The 23,128-nt window shown below is 42.3% G+C and carries 19 protein-coding genes; 12 read left to right on the top strand and 7 right to left on the bottom strand.

All coding sequences use genetic code 11. The features are described from left to right. Nucleotides 1-456: 456 nt before the first annotated feature. From H3U73_RS05890 to H3U73_RS05880, 3 genes are all read right to left on the bottom strand, one after another. The gene (locus H3U73_RS05890) at nt 457-897 is read right to left on the bottom strand and encodes a hypothetical protein (RefSeq protein ID WP_084549776.1); all 441 of its coding nucleotides are present in this window, start codon (nt 895-897) and stop codon (nt 457-459) included. An 806-nt stretch (nt 898-1,703) separates the two neighbouring features. Continuing rightward, nucleotides 1,704-2,918: a sugar efflux transporter gene (locus H3U73_RS05885; protein ID WP_198190181.1), complete on the bottom strand. Its 1,215-nt coding sequence runs from the start codon at nt 2,916-2,918 to the stop codon at nt 1,704-1,706. Between the two features lie 519 nt (nt 2,919-3,437). Further along, nucleotides 3,438-4,439, bottom strand: coding sequence for an asparaginase (locus H3U73_RS05880; protein ID WP_174829953.1), 1,002 nt, complete (start codon nt 4,437-4,439; stop codon nt 3,438-3,440). Nucleotides 4,440-4,551: 112 nt separating this feature from the next. Here H3U73_RS05880 and gltX point away from each other — a divergent pair, with 112 nt between their 5' ends. From gltX to H3U73_RS05865, 3 genes are all read left to right on the top strand, one after another. After that, nucleotides 4,552-5,943: a glutamate--tRNA ligase gene (gltX, locus tag H3U73_RS05875; protein WP_174829976.1), complete on the top strand. Its 1,392-nt coding sequence runs from the start codon at nt 4,552-4,554 to the stop codon at nt 5,941-5,943. 258 nt (nt 5,944-6,201) lie between these two features. Then, on the top strand, nt 6,202-7,308 hold the full coding sequence (gene mnmA / locus H3U73_RS05870; protein ID WP_025330338.1) for a tRNA 2-thiouridine(34) synthase MnmA: 1,107 nt from the start codon (nt 6,202-6,204) through the stop codon (nt 7,306-7,308). A gap of 154 nt (nt 7,309-7,462) precedes the next feature. Then, complete coding sequence (locus tag H3U73_RS05865; protein ID WP_174829954.1) at nt 7,463-9,127, top strand: AMP-binding protein; 1,665 nt, start codon at nt 7,463-7,465, stop codon at nt 9,125-9,127. A 554-nt stretch (nt 9,128-9,681) separates the two neighbouring features. Here H3U73_RS05865 and purE read toward each other — a convergent pair. From purE to H3U73_RS05845, 4 genes are read right to left on the bottom strand one after another with little or no spacing between them, the layout of a single operon-like run. After that, on the bottom strand, nt 9,682-10,179 hold the full coding sequence (gene purE, locus H3U73_RS05860) for a 5-(carboxyamino)imidazole ribonucleotide mutase (protein ID WP_025330340.1): 498 nt from the start codon (nt 10,177-10,179) through the stop codon (nt 9,682-9,684). Then, nucleotides 10,176-10,874 (bottom strand): hypothetical protein, encoded by a 699-nt coding sequence (locus tag H3U73_RS05855; protein WP_198190180.1) that lies wholly within the window; start codon nt 10,872-10,874, stop codon nt 10,176-10,178. The genes purE and H3U73_RS05855 overlap by 4 nt, the downstream gene beginning before the upstream one ends. Nucleotides 10,875-10,901: 27 nt before the next feature. Then, a complete protein-coding gene (locus H3U73_RS05850) occupies nt 10,902-11,570 on the bottom strand; it encodes an O-methyltransferase (RefSeq protein ID WP_084550476.1) in 669 nt (222 codons plus the stop codon). Between the two features lie 17 nt (nt 11,571-11,587). Further along, nucleotides 11,588-11,773 carry a DUF3460 family protein gene (locus tag H3U73_RS05845; protein WP_025330343.1) on the bottom strand — a complete coding sequence of 62 codons (186 nt, stop codon included), beginning with the start codon at nt 11,771-11,773 and terminating at the stop codon, nt 11,588-11,590. Between the two features lie 205 nt (nt 11,774-11,978). Between H3U73_RS05845 and pcnB the strand changes: the two genes are divergently transcribed. From pcnB to glnE, 9 genes are all read left to right on the top strand, one after another. Next, on the top strand, nt 11,979-13,313 hold the full coding sequence (pcnB, locus tag H3U73_RS05840; RefSeq protein ID WP_084550479.1) for a polynucleotide adenylyltransferase PcnB: 1,335 nt from the start codon (nt 11,979-11,981) through the stop codon (nt 13,311-13,313). Further along, nucleotides 13,310-13,825, top strand: a complete 516-nt coding sequence (gene folK / locus H3U73_RS05835; protein ID WP_084550483.1) for a 2-amino-4-hydroxy-6-hydroxymethyldihydropteridine diphosphokinase — start codon at nt 13,310-13,312, stop codon at nt 13,823-13,825. Before pcnB ends, folK begins: the two co-directional genes overlap by 4 nt. 19 nt (nt 13,826-13,844) lie before the next feature. Next, the gene (locus H3U73_RS05830; RefSeq protein WP_025330346.1) at nt 13,845-14,477 is read left to right on the top strand and encodes a deoxynucleoside kinase; all 633 of its coding nucleotides are present in this window, start codon (nt 13,845-13,847) and stop codon (nt 14,475-14,477) included. A 547-nt stretch (nt 14,478-15,024) separates the two neighbouring features. Next, entirely contained in the window at nt 15,025-15,816 is a 792-nt protein-coding gene (gene panB, locus H3U73_RS05825; RefSeq protein WP_078474438.1) for a 3-methyl-2-oxobutanoate hydroxymethyltransferase, read from the top strand. A 172-nt stretch (nt 15,817-15,988) separates the two neighbouring features. Beyond that, complete coding sequence (gene thiD, locus H3U73_RS05820) at nt 15,989-16,813, top strand: bifunctional hydroxymethylpyrimidine kinase/phosphomethylpyrimidine kinase (RefSeq protein ID WP_198190179.1); 825 nt, start codon at nt 15,989-15,991, stop codon at nt 16,811-16,813. 93 nt (nt 16,814-16,906) lie between these two features. Beyond that, on the top strand, nt 16,907-17,566 hold the full coding sequence (gene ung, locus H3U73_RS05815; protein ID WP_198190178.1) for a uracil-DNA glycosylase: 660 nt from the start codon (nt 16,907-16,909) through the stop codon (nt 17,564-17,566). 72 nt (nt 17,567-17,638) lie between these two features. Beyond that, nucleotides 17,639-19,636 carry a DNA helicase Rep gene (gene rep, locus H3U73_RS05810; RefSeq protein ID WP_037392787.1) on the top strand — a complete coding sequence of 666 codons (1,998 nt, stop codon included), beginning with the start codon at nt 17,639-17,641 and terminating at the stop codon, nt 19,634-19,636. Nucleotides 19,637-19,723: 87 nt separating this feature from the next. Then, entirely contained in the window at nt 19,724-20,206 is a 483-nt protein-coding gene (locus tag H3U73_RS05805) for a peptidylprolyl isomerase (RefSeq protein ID WP_025330351.1), read from the top strand. Nucleotides 20,207-20,398: 192 nt separating this feature from the next. Continuing rightward, nucleotides 20,399-23,092 (top strand): bifunctional [glutamate--ammonia ligase]-adenylyl-L-tyrosine phosphorylase/[glutamate--ammonia-ligase] adenylyltransferase, encoded by a 2,694-nt coding sequence (glnE, locus tag H3U73_RS05800; protein ID WP_198190177.1) that lies wholly within the window; start codon nt 20,399-20,401, stop codon nt 23,090-23,092. The last annotated feature ends 36 nt before the right edge of the window (nt 23,093-23,128 follow it).

Below are 23,128 nucleotides of genomic sequence, written 5' to 3'. Positions count from 1 at the left end.
AGCGTCTGCAGGCAGGCAAATAAAGTGCTGCCTTATTTGATTATTGATTTCAATGATGTATAGATGTCAGTGTTAATTAAAAAGGCTAAACCGGTTGGGTTTAGCCTGATAGATATTGGGGTCGTGTAGTGTTATTCAGTTGAAACTAATCAATACTGCTGTTAAGAAACTATTTTGGTATGGACTGGTTTAGCAATAATGAGACAGAAAATAAATAAAACAGATACCATTGCAAGTGCAATCGCATAAATCATATGGTAGCCGAAGTTGGCAGAAATTACGTCCTGTAACAAACCAAGCAGAATAGTACTGTATAAAGGCAATTGTTAAACAAATTAGAAATTAAATAGTTCAATTGGGAAGCTGATCCTGAAAATACAAGATACAGACATTGGCACACTTGATTAATTTTAATTTTTATTGAACATGTTGAAGTAAGTTTGGTTAACGAAACAACTATTGTAACTCCCACTCTTTTTTGATGGCTTCAATTGATGGATTAGACTTTATTTTACCATTTACAAATACCAGCGGTGGAGCCATTGTTCTGACATATTGATATCTTTTAATCATCTGATTTATTTCTCTTTCTGACATAATGTTTTTCTGTCTGAAATTGTAACTATTAGTTCGGGTCGCAGGAATATTCTGTTTATTTAGTTCTGTGACCAGATAATCAGCAACCTTTGCCTGCTGTGACGGACAATTGACTGGAGCCACAATGACAATTCCCTTACTTTCGGGAAGATTATCTGATATATCCAGAAAACCATATTGATCAGTTCTGGATTTGATATCCTGAACAAATATTCTTTTTTCTTGTATGCTTTTATGCCATTGATAACCCGCAAAACACAGGGCACAGGATGCTACTACTGTTAGAATGATTCTTTTCATTAATCTTCCTCTTTTTGAAATTATCCGGCTATTTACAAATGTATATGCTTAATATCAAAGTAGAGCCAAGCAAAAATAAAGTACGGGTTTATCAATTGGTTTTGTATTATGAAGATTGTAAACTTTCCTTGTTTTATTCGCAATATTTTGTATATTAATGTTAATTAAAAAACAATTTGTTAAATTTAAGTAGGCTTTTTATCACTGAATGATGGAGAATTTGTTTTTCTTTCTAAATTGTCTGAGTAATTCAGAGAAGCTCCTATTATTCTTTTGATAATAAGGTTACCGCTGCATGAATATCTGTATCATTGAAAACAATAGATGGGACTTTCCTCAAGTTCTATAGAAATTTTTTTACTGAAATGCTTATTGCGCAATAAGTTTTGCTCTAACTTCGTTTTTAAAGTATTCCGGGCGGCTGTTACTGCACGTACAGCTTCTGTGGTAACCATTTTAGGATTATCAGCCAGTTTTTCACCGATTGCAGGATTGGATACAGGTATGATTTTTTATCATCAGCATTTAATCATTCACCATCAACTTAGCACTGGGTTTTGAATAATTTAGAATCATACAATTGCGTTTTATTTTCCCTGAAATATGACTATTTAAACGTTTACAACTGTTAAACGATAATATAATTGTGTCGGATAGTTTAAGAAAATATTTGTTTGTTAATGCGGATTTTTGGCGGTATGAATTTATTTATTACTACAGTGCTTTATTGATATTGATAATAGATGTTTTAAGATAAGTCTATAGTCAGTTTTAGAACCTTGTTAGAATGGTGATTACGGTGCTGATCAGTGATTAACCTTTGAGGGCGATTTAATTGCTGAAGGCGGTGGCTGAATAATCAGGCACAAGATGAAAGATAAAATTACCATGGCTAAAGAAATGGTATAGATACTCTGATGGCCGAAGTTGGCCGAAATTACGCCCTGCAACATACCGGCCAGAATAATACTGCAAGAAATACAGTTATTAAACAATGTAGAAGCAACACCCGTACGTTTAGGTAATAAATCCTGGAAATAAATCAGACCGATACTGGCTATTATGCCGATAAATAAACCATTAAAGAATTGTAAACCAATCAGCATCCATTCGTTTTGGGTAGAAACCATACCGATATAAAATATGATGCCGCAAATGACTGCAAAACAAATCAGATTTTTATTACCAAAGCGCGGTACCAGCATGCTGGCAATCAGCATAGCGGGAATTTCAATGGCAGCAGCTATGCCCATCAAATGTCCGGGTAGTGAAGGTGAACCGGGCAGAATATCATCAATATATAAAGGCATATCAATCAAATACATCATATTGGCTGTACCCATACTGATTGAAGCGATAAACAGCAAAATGACATTAGGATTATTGAAAATCTTTTCTTTTGGCTCTTGTTTTTTAGTAACAGATGCCGGACGTTTTATGACAGGAAAGTACAGAAAAACGATCAGCATGGCTACAAAAAACATAGCTGCCGCACTCAGATACATAATGGTAAATCCGTAATTCACGGCTAATGCAAATGATAATGGCGGACCGATTACCCAGGCCAGTGATAATTGCGCCCGTAAAATGCCATTGAAAACGACAACGTTGCGGCCGGTTTTATCTGTATATTCACGTGCAGATGCAAAAATTTGCGGCATAGCTGCAGAGGTAAAAGCTGAAAAAAATATGCCTATGGTAACGAGGATAAAGTATTGGCGCGAAAATGCAAATGTAATGCAATTTCCTATGCCCATCAGACAACAAAATAGAATAATATTCCGTCGAACGCCTTTATTATCTGAATATTGTGCCAGCAGAAAGCTGACGACAATGCCGGCAACGGCATTGATTGAGTAAAACAAACCTACCTGATATGGATTAACCTTCACATCTTCGGCAAGATAACGGCTGAGTGTCGGTGCCTGCAATGCACCGGCAATACCAATAATAAATGCGGCAACCAGAAAAGAACCCAGAATAATATAAGCCTTTTGTTTTATCGCAAGGTTTTCTTCCATAACTGACTTTTCTATTCTGAAAAGAATGAGTTATATCATAAATCATGGTTATAGGTATTTAAAACTCTTAATAAAAATGTCATATTTTATTTAATAAAGCACATAAGTTATTGTTAATTTGTTAATTAAATTTCAAATTTGAATATTTATTAAATTTAAATTTATTGATAGTAAATATAAATACAGTATATATGAAATCGTGTTTGATAAAAAATAGCAATATGATTATAAAAGCCGATAAATTTTTATCTAAAAATAATTGGCAGAGACCAGTGTTTGTATAAAAAATATTTGATTATTACAAATTAGTTTATACGATTAATTTAAAATGAAATTTTTTGGGGAATTTGAATAATTTTTCAACGAAAGTTTCAAGTAATTGAGAATACAAAAAGTTGTTAATAGCTTTTTATAGTATCGACGATACCGGACTAAGTTATCAGAAGCTGTTTATTAACAAAAATTTTGCAGGATTAATCGGTTACAGGGTAAGCCGGATAATCCTGCAAAAGTAAATATTTAAATCAGCTTCTGTGTATGCAGCAGATTTTCAATTTGTTCTTTATTCCAGTTATTGCTTACAGCCAGTGTCAGGATAGCCACAGCAGTTTCCAGATTACATTTACCGCCGTTGATAACGCCGGCTGCACGCAATTCATGTCCTTGTGCGTAAACAGCAGAGGCACATCCCTGTAAAACCTGACTGATATTCAGAACAGGTATAGATTGCTCACTAATCTGTCTGATTGCAGCCAGAAAATTCCTATCATTAGGTGTATTGCCATTGCCATAGCTTTGTAAAATTACTCCGTCAGGCGGATTGTGAGTAAGACTGGTGGTAATCATTGCCAGATTAGCGCCCGGAGTCAGAGTAAAGCAGTGAATTCTGGCCGATGTACTGATGTCATATTGTGCAGATAGGTCTGAATTGCCGGCAACAGGCAGATTAGTATTAAACCATCCTTCGGATTCTGACCATTGTGCCAGTGAACCAAACTGCGGATTGGCAAATGCGTCTGCCTGTTCTGTACTGATTTTGCTGCTGCCGACAGCCGGCCAGAGCTGTCTGTTAAAGGCAATGGCAGTTTGGGTAAAACCCGGCAGGCTGAATGCAGCTAGTGCAGTACGCAGGTTTTGTGGTGCATCACTGTTATCAGCTTCCAGGGGTAGCATGGCTCCGGTAAGGATAATGGGGATATTCAGTTTCGGCCGTGCCAGCGCAATTATATTGGCACTGTAGGCCATGGTATCGGTACCGTGCAGAATGAGCAGACCATCATAATTTTCAGCTTTGCTGTCTATCCAGTTAAGCCATGTCTCCCAGTTTGACAGGGTAATCGCTGAAGAATCAATCAGTGGTTCACAAATAAACCAGTCGCATTTGAGCTGATGACTGTATTCCTGAAAAATCGGCGCAGCCAGGCTGGCAAAATTGGCAGCCGGAGCCAGTCCGGCCGGTGTTTGCTGCATACCAATGGTTCCGCCAGTGTAGTAAACAGCCAGATGTTTCGGGGAGTTCATATATGCTGCCTTTCATACGGTTACTGGTATTAGTGCAAGCATATCACGAACGGGTTTTGTTTACTCTGGCTTACGCGTACAATAAGGTTTTTTCTGTGTCTGAAGAATGGTAATCATGATTCGTACTCGTTTTGCTCCCAGTCCTACCGGTTTTTTGCATATTGGTGGTGTGCGCACTGCTTTGTTCTCTTGGGCATTTGCACGTAAACATCATGGTAAGTTTATATTACGAATTGAAGACACGGATCTGGAACGTTCTACGGCTGAATCAGTGCAGGCGATTATGGATGGTATGCACTGGGTTGGTCTGGACTATGATGAAGGTCCGTTTTACCAGACAAAGCGCTTTGACCGTTATGCAGAAGTTTTACGTGAGTTAGTGGCTTCCGGTCATGCCTATTATGACTATACCAGCCGTGAAGAACTGGAAGCAATGCGGCAGGAAGCTGAGGCACGTGGTGAACACTTCTGGTATGACCGCCGCTGGCGGCCGGATGAAGGCAAAACACTGCCGCCTGTACCCGAAGGTGTTCAGCCGGTTGTACGTTTTAAAATGCCGCTAACTGGTGAAACGGCATGGGATGATTTGGTTAAAGGTCATATTGCCATTGCCAATCAGGATCTGGATGATCTGATTATTGCGCGTGCCGATGGTACGCCTACCTATAATTTCTGTGTAGTTGTAGATGATTATGATATGGGTATTACGCAGGTTATCCGTGGTGATGACCATGTCAACAATACACCTAAACAGATTAATATTCTTTTGGCTATGGGTGCAGCTTTACCTCAATATGCTCATTTGCCGATGATTTTGAATGAAAAAGGCGCAAAAATGAGTAAGCGCCGTGACGCTGTTAGTGTGGTTGATTATGACCGGCAAGGTATTTTACCGGAAGCTTTGCTGAATTATCTGGCACGACTCGGCTGGGGACATGGTGATGATGAATTCTTCACGATGGAACAGTTTGTTGAATGGTTTGATTTAAAAGATGTCAGCCCTTCAGCCAGCCGTTTTGATCATGAAAAGCTGTTGTGGCTGAATGCGCAGCATATTAAAGCCAGTGATAATTCTCGTCTGGCTGAGCTGGTGCGTCCGCGTCTGACACAGCAGGGCATTGAAGTGACTGAGCAGCCGGATTTGGCTGAAGTGATAGCACTGGTTAAGGAACGTGCTCAGGATTTAAATCAGCTGGCTGAAGAATGCAGATATTTTTATGCTAAAGCCACTCCTGGAGAAAAGGAAGTAGCTAAACACTGGGATGCTGATGCTCCGGCACGTATGCAGCGCTTTGCAGCCCTGCTTGAACAGTTATCACACTGGGATGCGGAAAGTATTCACGCTCTTTTTGCACCATTTTGTGAAACAGAAAATATTAAAATGGGTAAATTGGGTATGCCTTTACGTCTGGCTGTATGTGGTACAGAAAAAACCCCGTCGATTGATCAGGTGCTGGCTTTATTAGGGCGCGATGAGGTATTGCGCCGTCTGCGTCAGAACTGAGTTTGATTTGCATTTACACAGGCTGCCGGTCTTGTGATTATTTGTCTACAGACAGATATTACAGTACCGGCAGTCTGTGTTATTTAGGCTAATAGTATTGAGTAAAAATTTTTTTTGTGTAAATAAAAAGCTGATTATGGATGCAAATTGTGTATTTATGGCATTTTTTTGTAAGTTTGATACACAATTAATTATGCCGGCAGGTTGCTGCTGTGTTCTGCCTGTGGCACAATCTGCGCCGGTTTTGGATGAATGTAAATGAATACAAAAGCAAATTTATCACAACGTATTGTTGTTGGCATGTCCGGTGGAGTGGATTCATCGGTTACAGCCTGGCTGCTCAAGCAGGGCGGTTATGATGTGCGCGGTGTCTTCATGCAAAACTGGGAAGACGATAACGATGACGAATATTGTTCTATCAAGCAGGATTCACTGGATGCAGTAGCAGTGGCTGATCTGATTGATATGGATATTGATATTGTTAATTTTGCAGGTCAGTATAAAGATAATGTCTTTGCATATTTTCTTCAGGAGTATCAGGCTGGTCGCACACCCAATCCTGATGTATTGTGTAATGCAGAAATTAAATTCAAATGTTTTCTGGAACATGCGCTGAACGGTGGTGCAGATCTGATTGCAACAGGACATTATGCACGTAAGGATGTACGCGATGGCGTACATTATCTGCTCAAGGGGCTGGATCAGAATAAAGACCAAAGCTATTTTCTGTATCGACTGCAACCATACCAATTACAGCGTGCATTGTTTCCGCTGGGTGATCTGGAAAAATCTGAAGTACGCCGACTGGCGGAGCAGGCTCAGTTACCCACAGCCGGAAAAAAAGACAGTACCGGAATCTGCTTTATTGGTGAACGTCCGTTCAGACAATTTTTACAGCGTTATCTGCCTACTAATCCGGGTGCAATGGTGACGCCGGAAGGTAAAATTGTAGGTGAGCATGAAGGACTGATGTATTACACACTGGGGCAGCGCAAAGGTTTGGGTATTGGTGGCGACGGTGAGCCATGGTTTGTTGCCGGAAAAAATTTGTCGGATAATGAGCTTCTGGTTGTACAGGGACATGATCATCCACTGTTGTTCAGTCGCAGCCTGATTATGCATGATTTAAGTTTTACGACACCAGAACGTCCGGCAGAAGGGCGCTATGGCGTGAAAACACGTTATCGCATGCCTGATGCGGCGGCTCAATTGCGTTATCTGGCTGATGATTGCGCGGAACTGGTGTTTGATGAACCACAATGGGCAGTGACACCCGGTCAGTCTGCTGTACTGTATGCTGGCGCTGTGTGTCTGGGTGGTGGTATTATCAGAGATACCGACAGTCATAGTATTCAAAATAATTAATTTAATCACTTATATCAACAGACTGGCTGGCTACAGTCAGTCATCTTGCAGACAATGCTGATGTTCTGATTTGATGTTTTCTTTGCAGTCTGTTTTGACTGATATTTCCTTACTTCACTTTAAATTAGACGCATTGTTGCAGAGGAAAAAGATAATGGAAAAAATCTGGTTACAAAGTTATCAGGAAGGGGTGCGGGCAGAAGTAGATGTGCGTGCATATTCGTCAATTATTGACGTTCTTGACACCAGTGTGAAGAAATTCGGCCCGCAGCCAAGCTTTTCCAATATGGGTACTACACTCACGTATACTCAAACTGCTACTTTTGTAAATCAGTTCACGTCATATTTGCAGAATGTACTGAATCTGCAAAAAGGTGAGCGGGTAGCAATTATGATGCCTAATGTATTGCAGTATCCGATTGCGGTATTCGGGGTGTTACAGGCTGGCGGCGTAGTTGTTAACGTTAATCCTCTGTATACGCCGAGGGAATTAGCTCATCAGTTGATTGATTCCGGTGCAACTGCGATTATTGTACTGGAAAATTTTGCGCATACAGTGGCTCAGGTTCTGGAGCAGACTGCAATCAAGCAGGTGATAGTGGCCAGTATGGGCGATATGCTTGGCTGGCTGAAGGGTACTGTAGTGAACTTCATGCTGCGCAAAGTCAAAAAAATGGTGAAGCCTTTTCGGATTGAGGGGGCAGTTACTTTTCTGCATGCTCTGGAATTAGGGAAAAAACAACGTTTTACTCCGGTACCGCTTGAGCTGGAAGATTTGGCTTTGTTGCAATATACCGGCGGGACAACCGGTATGTCCAAGGGCGCAATGCTGACGCATGGTAATATTGTAGCTAATATGCAGCAGGCATCAGAATGGATTAAAGCAAATCTGGTCCCTGGAAAGGAAGTAGTAGTAACACCATTGCCGCTATATCATATTTTTTCACTTACTGTGAATATTATGATTTTTGCTAATGCTGGTTCCAAAAATATTCTGATTACCAACCCACGTGATATTAAAGCTTTGGTTAAAGTTCTGAAAAACAATCGGGTAACGGTAATGAGTGGCGTTAATACTCTGTTTAATGCACTGATTCATAATGAAGAATTTAAAACGATTGATTTTTCAACCTGGAAGCTGGTGCTGGGTGGCGGAATGGCAACTCAGAAAATGGTAGCGCAGGAATGGAAAGCCATTACGGGTGTGCCCATTATTGATGCTTATGGTTTAACTGAGGCCAGCCCCGGCGTGTGTGCTAATCCGCTGAATAATCCTGAATATACGGGTACTGCCGGTTTGCCGGTGTCGAATACAGATATTGAAATTCGTGATGATAACGGCAAGGTTCTCGGGGTTGGTGAAGTAGGCGAATTATGGGTTCAGGGGCCGCAAGTAATGAAAGGCTACTGGAACCGACCAGAAGAAACAGCTAAAGTTCTTGATAGCCGTGGTTTTGTGGCTACCGGTGATATGGCTGAAATTGATGCTAAAGGTTATGTAAAGCTGGTAGATCGCAAAAAAGATATGATTCTGGTATCGGGTTTTAATGTATATCCGAATGAGGTAGAAGAGGTTGTAGCCGCTATGCCTGAGGTGCTGGAAGTAGCTTGTATCGGTGTACCTAATGAAAAATCAGGCGAAGCAATCAAGTTATTTGTAGTAAAACGAGAACCGAATCTGACTCGTGAACAAATTATTGCCTATTGCCGCCAGAATCTGACCGGCTATAAAGTGCCTAAAGATATAGAGTTTTGCTCAGAACTGCCCAAATCTGCTGTAGGAAAAATTTTGCGTAAGGATTTGCGAACAGAAAAATAATATTTTGTTATAAAAAACGGATACTGCTAATATAAGAGCAGTATCCGTTTTTTATTCAGTAAATAAAATGTAATAATTTATTTATTATGGGTATCAAATATAATAAATGATATAAACATATTTATAGGTTTTATTTGTTTAATATCCAAATCCTGTCTGGTTGTAATAAATAAATGAATTTACTAATTTTTTAGCTTAATTTATTGTTAAACTGAATCTTAAATCAGTCCAATACTGATTGTAATTCAAATGGAATATTTAATTTAGAATGAATATTTTTAGTACTTGTTGTTGGCAATAATAAGAAAGCTGGAATTTTATTTTTAATTTTAAATTGTATTCTACTTTCAGTTATTTAGCAGAAATTCTTTAGATTAAGTTGATAACTAAAAAACTGATATTGCTTTCTGGAGCTAATTCTAATCATGTAAATATGCTCATGCTACTGAGGATAATAGTCAATTTTCTTTCTTATTTGAATACAATTAATATCAATAGCATAATGATATTATTCAGTATATTTATGCAGCAAATATGTCTGAATTAAGTAGTAATCAGGCTGAAATGCTGGGTAAATTCATATCCAGAACACTTTGTTTCTGGCTTTCACGAAATTCTGCCAGTTTTTGTGCCAGCTGCGGATTGTCATTGGCCAGCATGGAAATGGCAAATAAAGCAGCATTGGCTGCACCAGCTTCACCAATAGCAAAAGTGGCTACTGGTACGCCTTTAGGCATTTGGACAATAGACAGTAGTGAATCTTCACCGCGCAAATATTTACTTGGTACAGGTACGCCCAGAACAGGAACGGTGGTTTTGGCAGCAACCATGCCCGGCAGATGAGCAGCCCCTCCGGCGCCGGCTATAATCGCTTTCAAGCCTCGGGAACGGGCGGTTTCAGCGTATTCAAACATTAAATCCGGAGTACGGTGTGCGGATACAACCTGTATTTCATAAGGAATACTGAATTGCTGCAGAAACTGCTCTGCCTGCTGCATAATCGGATAGTCACTATTGCTACCCATAATAATGCCGATTTGCGGAGTGTTCATCGAGTTCCTTTTTTGATTGGTAACAGGTTTTTTAATTGATGCCTGGCTTTAACAGCGGCATTACTGTTGGGATAACTACTGATAATGTGCTGATAAGTAAGGCGGGAAATATCCTGCTGCTGTAAATGAGTCTGACATTGTGCCACCAGATAAAGAGCGTTGGCACTTTGACTGTTTTGCGGATAAAGGCTGTTAAAGCGCTTGCCGATATTAATTACTGATTCACAATTATTCAAACGAGAATGGTTTTGCAGCAGCAGCCACATGCGATCTTGTGCCTGGGCACTGCCATTGCCACCACTATCAGCGTTTTTCAGCAGACGAATGCTTTGGCTATAAAGACCGGCATTATATAGCCGGCGTGCTTCGCTGGTATTATCATTAGTAGCGGAGGCTTTGACCGGAGTAGTGTGGCTGACCGGAGTACGTACATTCAGGTAGCGCGATAATGTATCTTGTTGCTGACGAATATCATTCATCTGGTTTTGCAGACCATTGATCTGTATCTGTAAAGCATTCAGCTGCGCCTGAATCTGGCCAAGCTGTTCAGTAGATTGGTTACTATTTGTGTGTACTTCTTCCGCAGCAGAAGTACTAGTCATAACAGAGGAGGATGGTAGGTTACTGCAAGCACTGATACAAAATGTAACTATCAGGATTAGGCTGAAATAGTATTGATTTAAACGTGAATTCATGTATTTTTCTCCTCTGGTTGTTTGTTATTATCTTTTCTGAATAAGTGTTAAACCATCACCAAGTGGTATAGTTAACGGAATTATCCGCGTATTGTTTATCAGGCCGGCATTGAACTGACGCATGATATGAACACTTTCTGATTCATTAGCGTTGGCTGTCTGTGCAACACGGCCATGCAATAAGACATTATCAATGGCGATAATACCGCCGGGACGAACCAATTGCAGGCAGCGCTCAAAATATTGAGGGGTGGGTATCTTATCTGCGTCTATCAGAGCAATATCGTAATAATTGTTTTGATTACTGGTAATCAGTTTATCGAGGGTTATTATTGCCGGCTGCAGATACAGCTGGATTTTATGGCTGACATTAGCCTCTTGCCAGTAGCGGCGGGCAATATCGGTATAGGTTACGTTAATATCACAGGCAGTGATGTGTCCGTCTTCCGGCAGTGCCATTGCCATAGCTGTACTACTGTAACCGGTAAAAACACCAATTTCCAGATAGTTGCGAGCCTGAATCATCCGTGCAAGCCATACCATTAATTGAGCCTGTTCCGGTGCGATACTCATATTACCCTTGCGATGCCGTGCCGTTTCAGCACGCAGCTGTGCCAATAGTGGCGCTTCTGCAGGGTTTATTCCGGCAAGATATTGCCTCAGCTCCGGGGTATTCAGATAACCGTTCTGGCTCATAACTGGTTAAACAGAGATTATTCAGTTAGATAGGTATAACCTTTTTTCGGCAATTTGGCGGCAGCAAAGTTTGCTTCATCTTCCGGATTGAGTTGTACATCCCATAGCATGCCGCGATGTTCGATTTGTGCTTGTGCTTCTTCCGGGTGCTTAGTTAGAAATTCATTCAGAAACTGGGTAGTGTCAGACTGATAATTATACATATCGGTTTCTTCTTACATGATGAGTTCAGAAACGGGTGTATTATATACAAAGTAGGCAGTGGTAGTGAAGAAAATGCCGGCAGATTGCACTTGTCCGTGCGGTGAGGAATGATGAGATACGGATAGATAGGTTATACTATAGTACTTTATCGGTCGTGGTTGCTGCGGCACGCGAGTATTTTTTTCACAAGCTTTTGTATTATTTATGCTAACAAAGTGGTTACACAAGGTTTTGCCGAGAAAATCTGCCCGGCGTGGCAAAAGGCGGGAAATCTCATTGGCACAACACCATATTCAGGCAGATGATCTGAGTTTTGCAGCGGAAAAGGTTATCACCCGCTTGCAGAAGGAGGGTTATCAGGCTTATGTGGTAGGTGGTGCTGTGCGTGATTTATTGCTTGGTGTGACACCTAAAGATTTCGATGTGGCAACAGATGCTACACCCGAACAGATACATAAACTTTTCCGGCGCAGCCGCATTATCGGCAGGCGTTTTCCGATTGTGCATGTTATGGTTGGTCCGGAAACTATCGAGGTAACAACTTTTCGGGGCGGGGCAGTCAACAGCCATAATGAGCTAGGCCGGATTATGAAGGATGTCAGTTTCGGTACGCTTGAACAGGATGCAATGCGCCGGGACTTTACTGCCAACGCTCTATACTATGATCCGAAACAGCAGGTAGTTCTGGATTTTCATCATGGCGTTGAAGACATACTTAACCGGCGTCTGGTAATGATAGGTAATCCGGCTGAGCGCTATCAGGAGGATCCGGTGCGCATGCTACGGGCAGCCAGATTATCTGGCAAACTTGGCTTTACCGTAGATAAACATACATCTAAACCGATAGCTGAATGTGTGCAGTTGTTAAAGCGGGAACCGCCGGCTCGGCTGTTTGATGAAGTGCTGAAAATATTGTTCAGTGGTTATGCACAGGCATGTCTGCGCCAGATGAATAATCTTGGTCTGAAAGATATTCATCCGCTACTTGATGCATTAATGCCGGGCGGCGAAAGTAATGATAATATTGTCGCACTGGCTCTGCACAATACTGACGAACGCCTGCGGGCAGATAAATCTGTATCTATGGGCTTTGTACTGGCAGCTGTATTATGGCCGCATATAAGAACAGTATGGCAGCGGGAACTGAATAGTGGTATGCGCTCCAGTGCAGCGATGAATGCGGCGATTACTTCAGAACGTCAGCATGTAGATAAAAACTGGGGTGTGCCGCAGCGATATAGTGTAACCATGCGTGAAATCTGGAGTTTGCAACCGCAGTTTGAAATTATGCGCGGGGCGCGTCCTTACCGCTTACTCGGACAGCCGCGTTTTCGTGCTGCTTTTGATTTTATGTGTCTGCGTGCCAGTCTGGGCGAATTATCACAGGAGACAGTTCAGTGGTGGCAGGCTTTTCAGCATGGTTCAGATGTAGAGCGTGAGCAATTAATTCGTACTGCTTCGCAATCAGAAAAAAATTCAACAAGACAAAAAAGATACCGTAACAGACGCACTAACAAACCTAAGCAGGAGGAAGCATGAATTTAGTTACAGCGGTAATTGCTTTAGGGGCTAATCTTGATAATCCACGTAAACAGGTTGAAACAGCTCTGACAGATTTGAATCAGATTAAAGGGGTTCGGGTCAAGGCAATTTCACCACTTTATATTACTAAGCCGGTAGGAATGACTGACCAGCCGGATTTTGTCAATGCTGTTGTTCTGGTTCATACCACTTTAAGTGCTCATGAACTATTAAATTCTTTATTGGATCTGGAAAACCGACTGGGACGGGTACGTGAGGTTCCAAACGGACCGCGAGTGATTGATTTGGATATAATTGATTATGATCATCAGGATATTAATGATGCGGATCTGACACTGCCGCACCCGCGTGCGTGTGAACGTGCTTTTGTAATGGCACCGCTGGCTGCAATTGCGCCTTATTATGTAATTGGTACTCATGACAGTGCTTCTGTGGTGGCCGCGGCATTATTAAAGAAACAGCCGGATGCAGTAACTATAATTACTGAAATTACTGACGAACAGGAATAAAAACAGGGGAGCAGGGAGTATGGATTATCGCTACATTGTCGTAGAAGGATCTATTGGCAGTGGAAAATCAGCTTTAAGCCGCCGTCTGGCACAATATTTTGATGCTCTGCTGCTGTCGGAAATTCCGGAAAGCAATCCGTTTCTGGAAAAATTTTATCTGAATGCGACTAATCACGGGCTAGCCACAGAGATGCATTTTTTAATGCGTCGTTGCGAGGCAATAAATGTGATTTATGCAGAGGATGAGCGACGCTCGCGGGTTATTGCTGATTTTCTGCTTGAGAAGGATCAGATATATGTGCCGGTAATTTTGCGTGAAGAGGAACAGACTCTGTACTGGCAAATTAAGCAAAAAGTAATGCCGAAATTTCCGGTTCCGGATCTGGTGATTTATCTGGAAGCTGATGACGAGTTGCTTGATAAGCGTTTGCGTCAGCGGGATGACGGAATGGTTAATCTGTTTCCGGCTGGTTATTTACAGCAAATTCACGCTGAGTATCGCCGGTTTTTCCATTTATATCAGCATGCTCCGCTATTGATTGCTAATACTAATGAGCTGGATTTTCTTGGTAATGACGATCATTTTGAACTGTTGCTCAATACCATTGCCAATATGCAGGGCAGCCGTAATTATCTCAATTTAAGCGAATAGTTATTTAAAATTGTTTGGTGAAATAATTATTTCTGTTGTCTGCGTGGATATTTCGTCAATCTGATTTGTCGTAAATTAGCTATATCGGCATTTTATGCCGTTTAATTTGAGTAAAAAAATATCAATGACAATATTCTGTTAATTTGGTATTTATTTTCTCTTTGCGATGGATTTCAGACTTACAAACTGTACTTTTTATAGAAAAAAGTACAGTTTTTGTATATGGAATTGCAAAATTCAGATACGTATTTTCCCAGCATTACCGAGGATGAAATTACTGGTTTAGTACCAACATTGGATATATCCATATTAGATAAATAATTTTAAAGATATTCCAGTCATCAGATGGGAATAAAGGATGGCAAAATATTTGTTAATCTGTTCTGGTTTGGCTGTAGTCTGTGGTATTTTGCCGGTCATTACAACTAGCCGGATATTTGTTGTAACAAATTTGGGTTTCTTTAGCCGGAATGCAAGTTAAAAATAAATAAGCTGTTATTTCCGGCAGTATTTTCTGATAAAACATAAATAGCGGATTTATCTGTATATGCATACTATTCATACTTTAAGGAAAATGAAGGCAGCCGGTGAAAAAATTGCCATGCTGACTTGTTATGATGCCAGTTTTGCCCGTCTGATGAGCGATGCCGGTGTTGATATATTGCTGATTGGTGATTCGCTTGGTATGGCGGTACAAGGGCAAACATCTACTATACCGGTTAGTGTTGATGATATCTGTTATCACACGGCTGCTGTAGCACGAGGTAATCAACAGGCAATGATTCTGGCTGATCTGCCTTTTGGAGCCTATCAGCAAAGCAAAGAACAGGCTTTTGCTGCTGCAGTACGCCTGATGGTTGCTGGTGCACATATGGTAAAACTGGAAGGGGGTGCATGGATAGCAGAAACCACGCAGTTTTTACAGCAGCGAGGTATTCCGGTATGTGCACATATCGGTCTTACACCGCAATCCGTTCATACACTCGGAGGCTATAAAGTACAAGGTCGTGGTGAAGCCGCGGCACAATTAATGGCCGATGCTCAGGCTCATGCACAGGCTGGTGCTGATATGGTATTAATGGAGTGTGTACCCGGTCAGCTGGCAGCAGAAGTGACAGCAGCACTTAGCTGCCCGACAATCGGTATTGGTGCAGGTGTCGACTGTGACGGACAAGTTTTGGTAATGCATGATATGCTGGGTATTTATCCGGGTAAAACAGCTAAATTTGTCAAAAATTTTATGCAGGATCAGGATAGTATTCAGGCAGCAGTCAGTGCCTATGTTCGCGAAGTAAAAGCAAAAACTTTTCCGGCAGCAGAACATATTTTTGCTGATTGAAAGTTTGAATTAAATTTCTGTTTTTAATTGAAAATATTATATTTTTATGTGGGTTTTTCTTTACAAATAGTCAATAGGCATATTTTGCGGATATTTATACGGGCTTGTTTTTTTTTCTGGAAGTATATATAAGTTAATTCGTTGACAAATAAAAATTTTCAGGGAGATGCTTATGGCGCTCGCCAAGCCTTACCCCCGTGCTTTAACTATTGCCGGATCTGATTCCAGTGGCGGAGCAGGTATTCAGGCGGACTTAAAAACTTTTGCTGCGCTGGGCGCATACGGTACTAGTGTGATTACAGCCATTACTGCACAGAATACTTTTGGTGTACAGCAGGTTATGGTAGTAGCGCCGGATATGATAGAAGCGCAGTGTGCGGCAGTGATGTCTGATATTCGTATTGATGCAGTCAAAATCGGTATGCTGGCTGATATTGACAGCATCCGTACGGTTGCTCAATCACTGCAACAATATCATTTGCCCTTTACTGTACTGGATCCGGTCATGGTGGCTACTTCAGGTTCAGCTTTGTCGATAGAAAATACTGTGCAGATAATGAAGCATTTGCTGATGCCGCTGGCTGATATTCTGACACCTAATCTTTTTGAACTGTCTATCATGACACATAAGCCGATAGCCACTACGGATAAAGAAATGCTCGAGCAGGGACAGATTTTACTGGATGAAGGCTGTCATGCGGTACTGGTAAAAGGCGGGCACCGTAATAATTCTGAAGATGCTGCAGACTGGCTGATGGAACGGGATAATGAACCGGTATGTTTTAAAAGTCTCCGGATTCATACTTCACATACTCATGGTACCGGCTGTACTCTTTCAGCTGCGATAGCCGCTTTGCGACCACAGCATGAAAATCTGGCTAATACAGTTGCGGCTGCCAAAAGTTATGTACATGGTGCGATTGAGGCAGGGCAACACTGGCATCTGGGACATGGGTATGGTCCGTTAGCGCATTTCTGGCGTATAAGGCATGATTAGTAGTTTTGCCGCTATGCTAAAATTGGCAGCTTGACGGGTATAAGGCCGACTGCAAGGCATAAATTGCCTTTTTATCAGACAGGGGAAGTTTTAATGCAGACATGGCATCAGGCAATTGGTGCAGAAAAACAGCAACCGTATTTTCAGCATATTCTGGAAACAGTACGTGCTGAAAGGCTGGCCGGTAAGGTGATTTATCCGCCGGCACAAGATGTGTTCAATGCGTTTAAGGCAACTGAATTTGCTCAGGTTAAAGTGGTTATTCTTGGTCAGGATCCTTATCATGGTCCGCAGCAGGCGCATGGTTTGTCTTTTTCTGTACGGCAAGGTGTAGCCATTCCTCCTTCACTAGTCAATATATATAAAGAACTGACTGGGGATATACCCGGCTTTCGTATTCCGCAGCATGGCTATTTGCAGCACTGGGCAGAGCAAGGTGTATTGTTGCTTAATACCGTTTTAACCGTGCGCGCCGGTCAGGCACATTCACATGCAGAGCTGGGCTGGGAAACTTTTACCGACCATGTGATTGCTGTCTTAAATGCTGAACGTGAACATATTGTATTTATGCTTTGGGGCAGCCATGCCCAAAAAAAAGGTGCTATGATTGACCGGAAAAAACATCTGGTATTAACTGCACCTCATCCGTCTCCTTTATCTGCATACCGTGGTTTTTTCGGATGCAGACATTTTTCACGGGCTAATGCATATCTGCAGGAGCACGGATTAAGCCCGATAGACTGGCAATTGTAAGATATCCGGCTGACCAGAAGCCGGCCTGATAAACAGTACGGTTGTGTTTTTGCCGGAAGCATCAATAAAACCATGTTAAATCTGAATCCGCAACAACACGAAGCTATTCACTATCTTGATGGACCATTACTGGTGCTGGCCGGTGCCGGCAGTGGTAAAACGCGTGTTATTACTGAAAAAATTGCTTACCTGATTACACAAGCACATTATCCTGCCCAGCAGATAGCTGCAATTACCTTTACTAATAAAGCGGCACGGGAAATGCAGGAGCGTGTTGGTCATTTATTAAGTAAACCGCAAACCCGCGGTTTAACTATATGTACTTTTCATTCGCTGGGTATGCGTTTTTTACGTGAGGAAGCAGCAGCTGCGGGATATAAAAAACAATTTTCTATTCTCGACAGTGCCGATGCGGGCAAAATCATCAGTGAATTACTGGGCAGTACCGGCAGGGAAATGGTGTTTAAAGCCCAGCATCAGATTTCACTGTGGAAAAATAGTCTGCTTTCTCCGGAAACTGTTATTCGGCAGGCTGATGATACATGGACACATCAGATGGGGCAGTTATATGCCTCTTATCAGGATACTCTGACCAGCTATCAGGCAGTAGATTTTGATGATTTAATCCGGATACCGGTTGAGCTGCTCCAGTCACAGGCAGACATTCGCTATAAGTGGCAGCTTCGTTTGCGTTATTTGCTGGTAGATGAATGTCAGGATACCAATACCTGTCAGTATGCGCTGATGCGTCTGCTTACCGGTGCAGAAGGTAAGTTTACTGCCGTAGGTGATGATGATCAGAGTATTTATGCCTGGCGTGGTGCCAATATGGAAAATCTGCGTCTGCTGCAACAAGATTATCCGGATTTAAAGATTATTAAACTGGAGCAGAATTATCGTTCTACTGCACGTATTCTGCGTGTAGCCAATCAGGTGATTGCCCATAATCCCAAACTTTTTGCTAAAACATTATGGAGTGAATACGGGTTGGGTGACATGATTGATGTTATTGCCTGTAAAAATGAGGCTCACGAAGCTGATGTAGTCGTCAGCAGAATTGCTCATCAGAAATTGATTGGTGGTGATGCCGTACATTACCGGGATTTTGCGATTTTATATCGGGGTAATCATCAGGCGAGAGTTTTTGAAGAGGCATTGCGCAGCCGGAGAATTCCATACAGACTTTCAGGCGGACAAAGTTTTTTTGATAAGGCCGAAATCAAAGATGTACTGGCTTATGTTCGTTTACTTGCTAATCCGGACGATGATCCGGCATTTCTGCGCGCAGTAACGACACCACGGCGAGGAGTAGGTGAAACCACACTGGCTAAGCTGAATAATTATGCCAAAGTAGCACAATGCAGTTTATTTGAAGCTGCACGCAGTATGGATGCGCTGGCAGAGTTGTCAGCAAAAAGCCGTGAACCGTTACAGCAGTTTATGGCTTTGCTGGCTGATTATCAGGCACGTGCTACTGTGGAAGATGCCGGACAATTGTTGCACAGTTTGCTTGCCGATATAGCTTATGAAACACATTTGCTCAATACAGAGGAAGGACGGGCCGGAGAAATTAAATGGCGCAATGTGCAGGATTTGCTCAGCTGGATAGGCAAAAAAGGTGAAGAAGATGGCCGGAATATTCTGGAAATAGCCCAGACTATAGCACTAATGACATTGCTTGATGGTAAAGAAGATGAAGATGCAGATATGGTGAGTATGTCCACTCTGCATGCGTCTAAAGGTCTGGAGTATCCGCATGTGTTTCTGGTAGGCTGTGAAGAAGGAGTATTTCCGCATGCTGACAGTATCGAAGAAGGCAATATTGATGAGGAACGCCGGCTGATGTATGTGGGTATCACCCGTGCGCGGCAAACTCTTACTCTTACACATTGTCATAAACGCAAACGTGCCGGTTCCTGGGAATTTCATGAACCCAGCCGTTTTATTGATGAAATGCCGGGCGAAGATATTCGTTTGCTGGGACGTAAGGGCAGTGAACCCATTGTTAGTCAGTCGGAAGGTAAAAGTATTCTTGCCGGAATGATGGCACGGCTGGATAGTCTGCAATAGCAGTCTGTAACGTCATGTGGTTTGCACCATTACATGTTAAAATACAAATTGTTTGCTGCCTGTGCAGCTTGATTATGGAAAAAAATTATGAAAATCGCCAAAAATTCTGTTGTGACACTGGACTATGAAATGTTCAATGCTGATAACCAGCTGATCGATAAAACTGAAGAACCGATTAGCTATTTGCACGGTGGCTATGACGGTATTTTTCCGTTGGTTGAAGAACAGTTACATGATAAGACGGTTGGCGATGTAGTAGATGTAAAACTGGCACCAGATGATGCATTTGGCGAACAGGATGAAGATCTGATTCGTATTGAACCATTGGATGTGTTTCCGGTTGAAGTTGAAGTGGGCATGATGTTTGAAGCAGATGACCCGGAAACTGGTGATGTAATGGTTTATCGTATTACCGATGTAGCAGATGGTAAAGCTGTAGTCGATGGTAATCATCCGTTGGCTGGACAGTGTATTCGTTTTAAAGCAACAGTAAAAGACATTCGCCCTGCTACGGCTGAGGAGCTGGAACATGGTCATGTACATGGAGCGCATGATCACCATCATCACTAATTAGTTACATCATTGGATAATTAAATCTGAAAAAAGGAAGTTTCGCCGAAAGCGCAAACTTCTTTTTTTATTTCCGGCAATATTCAGCTTCTCACTGAAATACTGCATGTTATTGTCTCTGAATTACTGATTCACAGTATTAGTTTCAGACGGTATGATAAACCATGCATTCATATTCTTATTAATGCCATTATGACTCCCGAACAAATTCTTGCAGCAGCACGTCCGTATTCATTGTTTCTAAGCCGTTTACTGGATAATCAGTTACTTAATACAGACAAACTTTATCCTTGGCTGGAGCGGCAACTGACCATTGATGATTTCCGGAATTTCGCTGACTGGGCGCAATTACAGAGTAGTGAAAATGAAGATGAACTGGCACGCCAGTTACGCCTGCTGCGCCGTTATGTAATGGCACATATTATGGCTCGTGATTTGGCGCGGGTAAGCGATTTAAATGAAGTCACTGTAACTATTACCCATCTGGCGGATTTCGCTATAAATATTGCTGAGCAGTATGCACATGCCTACTATGCTGGTTTGTACGGACAGCCAGTCGGCCAGTACAGCGGGGATAAGCAACGCCTTAGTATTGTAGGTATGGGGAAAATGGGTGGCTATGAGCTGAATGTATCTTCTGATATTGATTTAATTTTTGTGTTTCCGGAAGCCGGAAATACTGATGGTAAACGACAGAAGAGCAATCAGGAATTTTTTACAAAAGTCGGACAGAAAATCATTGCTTTGTTAAATGATATTACCGGAGATGGTCAGGTCTTTCGGGTTGATATGCGTTTGCGTCCAGATGGTGATTCTGGAGCTCTGGTAATCAATGAAACCGCACTGGAGCATTATCTGATTCAGCAGGGACGGGAGTGGGAGCGTTATGCATGGACAAAGGCGCGTCTGGTCACTGACTATCCGAATAATATTGCTGCACTGGTACGACCTTTTGTATATCGCAAATATCTGGATTTTAATGCTTATGACGGCATGCGCAACCTGCATAGGCAGATACAGCGTGAAGTTACCCGTAAAGGTATGGCTGATAATATCAAACTTGGTGCCGGTGGTATCCGTGAGGTGGAATTTGTTGCCCAGATATTCCAGTTAATACGGGGCGGACAGGTACGCAGCCTGCAATTAAAAGGTACACAGGAAACGCTGCATGCTTTGCTTCAGCACGGTATGCTGTCGGAGGATAATGTCGATACATTACTGAAAGCCTATTATTTTTTGCGGGATACCGAACACCGGCTGCAATACTGGGATGACCAACAAACCCAGATGTTACCAACTGGTGAAAAGCAGCAGCAAATGCTGGCACAAAGTATGGGATACAGCGACTACAAAGATTATCTGGCTGCCCTGAATCAGCACAGACAGGCTGTGCACCAGATTTTTGAAGCAATATTTACTGAACCGGAAGACAAAGCCAAAGTAAACGATCCGGATATGTTGCGTGTATGGCAGGATGAAAGTGACAACAAAGAAAAAATCGCTTTGCTGACTGCGCACGGGTTTGATGCCAAAAATGTATTGCAGCGGCTGCAACAATTGCATCATGGCAGTCAGTACCGGCAGCTATCGTCCACTGCGCAACAGCGCTTTGACGAAATCATACCGTCAGTGCTTAGTATTGCTGCGAAATGTTCGCAAGCAGATGTTACTTTAGCCCGTTTACTGGATTTTCTTGAGGCCATTGGTCGGCGCAGCTCTTATCTGGCATTTATGCATGAGCATCCTGAGGCTCTGGAAAAACTGGCTGGTTTAATGAGCCAGAGTAGCTGGGTAGCTACTTATCTACAGCAGCATCCGGTATTGCTGGATGAGCTGCTTAGCAACGAATTAATGCGTATAGATACTGATTGGGCAGCTCACTCGATTGAACTGGAGTATCAGCTTGATGAGTGTCACGGTGATGTTGAAGCCCAGATGGATGTTTTACGCCGGTTTCAGCATGCATGGACTTTCCGTCTGGCTGTGCAGGATCTGGCTGGCTTGTGGACAGTTGAGTCTTTATCCGACCAGCTTTCCGCTTTGGCTGATTTGATTATTCAAGCAGCACTTACAAGAGTATGGACTGAATTACCACGCAGGCATACTGATACTGCGCACTTTGCTGTGATTGGTTATGGCAAATTAGGCGGCAAAGAGCTGGGCTATACTTCTGATCTGGATTTGGTTTATGTATTTGATGATAATCATCCGGATGCTGTCGATACTTATACTCGACTGGCACGCCGCTTGACCAGCTGGCTCACTGTTCCGACTGGCGCCGGTATGCTCTATGATATTGATTTACGTCTGCGTCCGAACGGAGATTCCGGTTTTACCGTCACACATATACAGGCTTATGAGCGCTATGAACGTGAAAGTGCATGGACATGGGAACATCAGGCTTTAACACGTGCCCGCTTTATTGCCGGAGACAGTGTAGTTGGCAGACGCTTTGATGCTGTACGGAATGAGATACTGTGTCGTCAGCGTGATGCAGAACAGCTTCGGAAAGAAATTATTGCCATGCGCGAAAAAATGTTCCCTACACATCCTCCAGTTGATAGTAACGTGAAATATGCCCGCGGCGGTGTCGTTGATGTGGAATTCATTGTGCAGTATCTGATTCTTTCTTTTGCACATCAGTATCCGCAATTATTACAAAATTATGGCAATATTGCTTTGCTCAGTATTGCGGCTGAGCTGGGGCTGATTGACACTAAACTGGCGGAAGGCAGCCGTACTGCATATCGTTATTATCGACAGCTACAGCATAACACCCGTCTTCGTGACGCAGTCACTACGCCCATAGATGCTTCCTTACTTGAATATTATCAGATAGTGAAGAAACTATGGAAACAGGTATTTGCCGCTGAACCGTCGGAGTAAATATTTTATCTGTTGGTTTTCACTTCCGCTAAATAT

The organism is Snodgrassella sp. W8124 (assembly GCF_016100875.1).
GTDB lineage: Bacteria > Pseudomonadota > Gammaproteobacteria > Burkholderiales > Neisseriaceae > Snodgrassella > Snodgrassella alvi.
Note: the sequence above shows the minus strand (reverse complement) of the source record. Positions and strands in the feature narration are given on the sequence as shown.

Coding starts and splice junctions, on each gene's coding strand:
- H3U73_RS05890 (WP_084549776.1), bottom strand. CDS start 897: ATGAAAAGAATCATTCTAACAGTAGTAGCATCCTGTGCCCTGTGTTTT.
- H3U73_RS05885 (WP_198190181.1), bottom strand. CDS start 2,918: ATGGAAGAAAACCTTGCGATAAAACAAAAGGCTTATATTATTCTGGGT.
- H3U73_RS05880 (WP_174829953.1), bottom strand. CDS start 4,439: ATGAACTCCCCGAAACATCTGGCTGTTTACTACACTGGCGGAACCATT.
- mnmA (WP_025330338.1), top strand. CDS start 6,202: ATGAATACAAAAGCAAATTTATCACAACGTATTGTTGTTGGCATGTCC.
- H3U73_RS05865 (WP_174829954.1), top strand. CDS start 7,463: ATGGAAAAAATCTGGTTACAAAGTTATCAGGAAGGGGTGCGGGCAGAA.
- purE (WP_025330340.1), bottom strand. CDS start 10,179: ATGAACACTCCGCAAATCGGCATTATTATGGGTAGCAATAGTGACTAT.
- H3U73_RS05855 (WP_198190180.1), bottom strand. CDS start 10,874: ATGAATTCACGTTTAAATCAATACTATTTCAGCCTAATCCTGATAGTT.
- H3U73_RS05850 (WP_084550476.1), bottom strand. CDS start 11,570: ATGAGCCAGAACGGTTATCTGAATACCCCGGAGCTGAGGCAATATCTT.
- H3U73_RS05845 (WP_025330343.1), bottom strand. CDS start 11,773: ATGTATAATTATCAGTCTGACACTACCCAGTTTCTGAATGAATTTCTA.
- pcnB (WP_084550479.1), top strand. CDS start 11,979: ATGCTAACAAAGTGGTTACACAAGGTTTTGCCGAGAAAATCTGCCCGG.
- folK (WP_084550483.1), top strand. CDS start 13,310: ATGAATTTAGTTACAGCGGTAATTGCTTTAGGGGCTAATCTTGATAAT.
- H3U73_RS05830 (WP_025330346.1), top strand. CDS start 13,845: ATGGATTATCGCTACATTGTCGTAGAAGGATCTATTGGCAGTGGAAAA.
- panB (WP_078474438.1), top strand. CDS start 15,025: ATGCATACTATTCATACTTTAAGGAAAATGAAGGCAGCCGGTGAAAAA.
- thiD (WP_198190179.1), top strand. CDS start 15,989: ATGGCGCTCGCCAAGCCTTACCCCCGTGCTTTAACTATTGCCGGATCT.
- ung (WP_198190178.1), top strand. CDS start 16,907: ATGCAGACATGGCATCAGGCAATTGGTGCAGAAAAACAGCAACCGTAT.
- rep (WP_037392787.1), top strand. CDS start 17,639: ATGTTAAATCTGAATCCGCAACAACACGAAGCTATTCACTATCTTGAT.
- H3U73_RS05805 (WP_025330351.1), top strand. CDS start 19,724: ATGAAAATCGCCAAAAATTCTGTTGTGACACTGGACTATGAAATGTTC.
- glnE (WP_198190177.1), top strand. CDS start 20,399: ATGACTCCCGAACAAATTCTTGCAGCAGCACGTCCGTATTCATTGTTT.